The following is a 3,958-nucleotide window of genomic DNA, read 5'->3' on the forward strand; positions in this document are numbered from 1 at the left end:
TTTAACTTTAATAAATAATAGTTGGGATACTAGTCAATGGACTAAAGTTGGCAATACCTGGAAACTTATTAATGGGTTAAATGGTGGATCTAGTGCTGTTTTAAAACTTGTATTTACTGTTAATGGTGATGTAGTTGGAACTATTGTGAATACTGTGATAGTTAAATCAAATGAAACTGGTAATAATACTGGTAATGCTACTGATAATGGTACTTTTATTATTAATTCTAGTGCTGATTTAAGTATTATTAAAAATGTAAATGTTAATGCTTGTATTATCGGTAAAACTGTTATTTGGGTTATTAGTGTTACAAATAATGGTCCAGATAATGCTTATAATGTTAAAGTCACTGATAATCTACCTAATAGTCTTAAATTTATAAGTTCTAGTGATCCAGTTAATTACAATCCAATTTCAGGTATTTGGACAATTGGAACATTAAATAATGGCAAAAACATTATTTTAACAATTACCACCAAAGTTATCAAAGAAGGTGAAATAACTAATATAGCTACAGTTAATTCAAATAGTAACGACACTAACAAAGCTAATAATAAGGCCAACAAAACTATTAAAGTAAATCCAATAGTTGACTTAATAATCACTAAAATATCTAACAAGAAAACAGTTTACATTGGTGATAAGATTGTTTGGACAATCAAAGTCAAAAACAATGGCCCATCTAAAGCTTTAAATGTATATGTAACTGACAAATTACCACAAGGATTCAAATACATAAGTAGTTCAACAAAAAAAGGTTCTTATAATAAAAATACAGGAAAATGGAACATCGGAAACTTATCATGTGGAGAAAGTGTAATTTTAGAAATAATCACAAAAGCAACAAAAATTGGTAACTACACCAACATTGCTTCTGTAAATAATACAATAAACGACACTAATTCTTCTAATAACATGGATAATGTTACAGTTAACGTAATTAAAAAGGAAAACATAACTCCTAAACCTCCTGAACATGATAATAACACAAAAACAAATTATGAAAATAGGATTAATACTTTAGAAAGTACTGGTAATCCTTTATTAATAGTTTTATTTACAATATTAGTTATTTCAGGAAATATTATAAGAAGAAAAAAATAATTTATAAAAAAATAGCTAGAATTTTTTATAATTCTAGTTAACTTCTTTTTTTGGGTATCCACCAAAATTAATTATTTTTGAATTTTAGTATTACATTTTTTTTCTATTTTTTGAGTTTTAAAAGAATATCAACAGTTTTTATAGCTTATTATCAAAAATTTATACCCTAATAAGTTATAGATATATATTCATGGAAAAATTTAATAATAAAATTTAAGGTCTGAATTTTTTTAGTTCTCGGATAATTGTTGTATGGTTTGAATCCTTGTGATATGATTAGGGTTTCTAAAAATACATTTAAATATACGGTTCTTTCAACGGATTTTGGTGTATATTTGTGTATTTCTTTCATGTTGAGTCCTTGTTTAAGTAATTTGAAGAAGTCTTCTATTTTTCCTCTGATTGGTTTGAATTTTTTCCATTGGTCTAACTTTTTAAATAATTCGCTTTTTAGATGGTTATATAATGATTTTTTAGTTGTAGTTCTAATTGTTTTGTTAAATACTTCTAATGGGTATGATAATTGGTCATTGAGTTTTTGTGGTTTGAAATTGTCTTTTGGAAATATTAAAGGAACGATTTTTATATTTGTTAATTTCTAATTGATAGTTTTTATAGCTGTAATAAATCCTTTATCAAAAATTATGGTGTCATCTTTTTGTTATTATTTATTTGTTGAGTTTAAAATTCAATTTAATGATTTTACAAGTTTTTTCCATGTCTTGAAGTGAAAAAATTTTTATAAACCTAATCTGCACTTAAAACTTCAGAAAATATTAAAGAATTTACTAAGCTTTTCTATTAGATTCAAACTTATTTAATATAATGGAAATGTCTAAATCAAAGAACATAATAATTAAATTTTTAAAACTAAAGGATGCTAAAATTTTAGAGGTTTTTCTAGAATTCATAATTTTAAATATTTCTTTCAAACAAAGTATAATTTGGGTCTTTAATATCTAAATTTAATTTGTATTTCATTTATATCACCAAATAAATATATGTAATACATAATATTTAAATTTATCAATATTAAAACCTTTTTTTTATAAATCTAATACTATTAAAATGTATTTTTACAAACCATCAAAAATAAACATCACAAATAAGAAAAATAAAAGAAATTAAACAGAATTTTTATAAAAAAATTCAGACCCCCTAAAAAGTTTATTTTTTAAGTATTGTAGGTACAAATTCAATAAAAGAGGTTGAAGAAAAAAGAAACAAATTATTTTACATAGATTCCAAATGTACCAAAAGTAATTCGTAAATTATCCTACAATTATGATAATTCCAGAATTCAAAAAACTCACTAATTACCTCAATGACTCAAAAATAGCAATTAAATCTAATAAAATTAAAAATTGCTTCTTAAAAAACTTTCCAATATACATTAAAAAATTATTTAAAATAAATGAAGGAATTTTAAAAAAATTTAATCTAAAACTTAAGTATTGGAATGAAAATAATGCGATTTTCTAAAAATCACTTAAGTTTTTGAAAGTACCAATATTGTTATAATATATTATATAGTAGCATAACATATATGATAACGTTAGATTTTTTGTGGGACTGTCAATTTGTTAGGTCTTGATTTCGGTTTTCGATCCAACCATTTTTTCTTGACATAATATAAGCAAACATGCCTTCAGGAGTTCTATAAATTCTTTTTGTGTGTTTATCTAATGTATTGCCCAAATAATTTTCTAATTTATTATTAGTTCTTTCTAGTTTTTCTTTAAAGGGATTTTTTAAGAATTTTAGAAATTTTCTATATTCTGGGAAAAAGTTTTTATTTAAATATTCAGATAAAAGTTTAGGAAACCCTTTTAATTCATTTTTTAATAAATCGATATAACGAATTGCTTTTTTGAAAGTTTGTTGGTTAAATAATTCGTAAAATAATTCAAGATATTCTTTTATTTCTTGTTCTAAGCATATTTTTTTGTCTTTAATTAATTTTTTAATTTTATAATCTGAGAGTTCAGGATGTTTTATTTTTAATTCCTGCTTGTAATTTTTTACGGTTTTATTAATTTCAGATTGCATGGCTTCTAAAATATTTTTTATACTAAATGAAATATGCAATGTTGATGAACAAAACCCAATTCATTTCATTATTTTCATCATAATCCTTGTTTTGAATCCATGTTACTATCTGCTTTTACGGTATTTTAATGGATATGCTTTTTTTAATAAAATTTTTAACAGTTTTATTTGATTCATTATTATGATATAATGGCATGCTACGGGCATGTTTCTTATTGTATCAAATATATCGAGTCTATACCACCATTTACCTTCTATTCTAATCCATTGTGCGTCATAACCAAAATATCCATGAGAGTTCTGATTCCTCATCACACAAATTATAGTGAATCACCAAAAAATATGTAATTTTTCTAATGGATTCATAAAGAGGATATTATAATGATATATAATTCATTAAAATCATTTTTTAAGATTTCTTATATGATTTCCATCCAATGTTGGAGGTAATCTTTTTGCTTTATTATTTTAGTATTATTTTGAAAAATTGCAGTATTTTTCATAATACTTAGAGAATTCTGATTGACATTTTCTTTTACAATCATGGCATTCATATCTTTTTATTTTCACCTTAACAGCCAAACCAGATTCTAAATACAAAATTCTCCAATTAAAATCTTTCTTAATAAACTTTTTTTTTAGAACCACAATGTTTACAAAAAGGATAACGCTCTTCGATTTCACCATTTTTATTAACAAAATAATTATCATCCAATATTGATTCAATAGGATAGAATTAATTGAACATAGCATTTTTCAACAAAGCTTTTTCCATCTAAAAATCCTTTTCGAATAGGATTTTTA

Annotated in this window: 4 protein-coding genes and 1 pseudogene; 1 reads left to right on the top strand and 4 read right to left on the bottom strand. The window is 23.5% G+C overall.

The window, feature by feature from the left end; genetic code table 11:
- A partial coding sequence (locus tag MBORA_RS08845; protein ID WP_156482717.1) for a DUF11 domain-containing protein occupies positions 1–1,105 on the top strand: 1,105 nt, incomplete at its 5' end.
- A gap of 230 nt (positions 1,106–1,335) precedes the next feature.
- Here MBORA_RS08845 and MBORA_RS11470 read toward each other — a convergent pair.
- The 4 genes and pseudogenes from MBORA_RS11470 to MBORA_RS11370 form a co-directional block, all read right to left on the bottom strand.
- Positions 1,336–1,766: pseudogene (locus MBORA_RS11470) on the bottom strand (transposase); the annotation flags it as partial.
- A gap of 914 nt (positions 1,767–2,680) precedes the next feature.
- The gene (locus tag MBORA_RS08855; RefSeq protein WP_063720563.1) at positions 2,681–3,154 is read right to left on the bottom strand and encodes a hypothetical protein; all 474 of its coding nucleotides are present in this window, start codon (positions 3,152–3,154) and stop codon (positions 2,681–2,683) included.
- A 105-nt stretch (positions 3,155–3,259) separates the two neighbouring features.
- Positions 3,260–3,469: a hypothetical protein gene (locus MBORA_RS08860; protein WP_211258397.1), complete on the bottom strand. Its 210-nt coding sequence runs from the start codon at positions 3,467–3,469 to the stop codon at positions 3,260–3,262.
- Between the two features lie 104 nt (positions 3,470–3,573).
- Entirely contained in the window at positions 3,574–3,699 is a 126-nt protein-coding gene (locus MBORA_RS11370; RefSeq protein ID WP_282955717.1) for a hypothetical protein, read from the bottom strand.
- Positions 3,700–3,958 lie beyond the last annotated feature (259 nt).

Source organism: Methanobrevibacter oralis (assembly GCF_001639275.1).
GTDB classification, from domain to species: Archaea; Methanobacteriota; Methanobacteria; order Methanobacteriales; family Methanobacteriaceae; genus Methanocatella; species Methanocatella oralis.